The sequence below is a fragment of the Hallella mizrahii genome (genome assembly GCF_009695775.1).
Lineage (GTDB): Bacteria > Bacteroidota > Bacteroidia > Bacteroidales > Bacteroidaceae > Prevotella > Prevotella mizrahii.
Map to the genome: position 1 here is coordinate 1 of NZ_VUNG01000104.1, position 1,175 is coordinate 1,175.

Annotated in this window: 1 protein-coding gene; it reads left to right on the forward strand. The window is 39.6% G+C overall.

All coding sequences use genetic code 11. From position 1 onward, the window contains the following. Window positions 1-98 precede the first annotated feature (98 nt). On the forward strand, window positions 99-1,154 hold the full coding sequence (locus FYJ73_RS15630; protein ID WP_154535664.1) for an IS1595 family transposase: 1,056 nt from the start codon (window positions 99-101) through the stop codon (window positions 1,152-1,154). The last annotated feature ends 21 nt before the right edge of the window (window positions 1,155-1,175 follow it).

The following is a 1,175-nucleotide window of genomic DNA, read 5'->3' on the forward strand; positions in this document are numbered from 1 at the left end:
TTCTGTGTGGTGATGTCCGTACTAATATTCGTTAAATAATTAGTTGCTCTTTTGTAATCTTCTAAAATACAGCTACTTTTATGGAAAAAACCAAGCCAATGTTACTCAAAGACTTCTTCAATAGATTTCCTGACGATGAAAGCTGCATAGACTACTTCAAAGATGTTCGCCTGTCCTTGGGTATGATCTGCCCTAAGTGCAGTAGAACCAATTTCAAATGGTATAAGGGAAGTCGTATATTCCAATGTGCCACCTGTGGCTATAGATTCCCATTGACCAAGGGAACAGTAATGGAAAAGAGTCACTTGCCCATGTACGATTGGTTCTTTACGGCTAACATGATGACATCAATCAAGCAGGTGCTATCTGCCAAGGAGATACAACATCAGTTGGAAAAGAAATATTATTCTCCTGTATGGCTCATGATGATGAAGTATAGAGACATTATGGGCAAGCGAGATGCCATGTATAAGTTGTCTGATGAAGTGGAGATTGACATATCCTTCTTCCCTACTTCTTCTATAGTCAATGTTGACGGTGAGGATGTAATCAAGACTCAAAAGACACCGGTTCTGGTAATAGCAGAGAGTAAACCTGTTGATGGTATCCTCGCAGAGTATTTTTCCAAACTTACTATGCCTGAGTATATTAACAGAGCATCCGCGCTATTGCAGAAAGCAGAAAAGATGAACATAAAGAAAGCCGTCCAATGTATAAAGATGTACTCTATGCCTAATCAGCAATATGAAACGATACGTCCCTATATTGAAGGATCTGTGAGTAGCGACACCAAAGCTGTTACGGATGGTGGACACAACCTCATCAAGTTAAAGGAAATCCTCAAAGAACACAAGCCATATCCTGAAACTGAGGACGAAATCCATGAAGTGGTCAAATCAAAATTACCTTGGGTGCATATAATAACCGGAGAGTGCCGTAGTGGTATTGAAGCTATACATAAAGATATAGACGAGAGATTCCTACAACCATACTTGAATGAATATTGTTGGAAGTTCAACAGAAGATTTTTCAGAGACTGCAAGAAGGATAAGTACGACTTGTTTGATCATCTAATCAGGACGGCCGCACAGTATACCTCGGACATAAAATGGAGGGACTATGAGAAGGCTATCAATAGTCTTAACGTTTATTAGTACAGACATCACCACACAGAA

Excerpts from the sequence above, each read along its gene's own strand:
- FYJ73_RS15630 (WP_154535664.1), top strand. The coding sequence starts at position 99 with ATGTTACTCAAAGACTTCTTCAATAGATTTCCTGACGATGAAAGCTGC.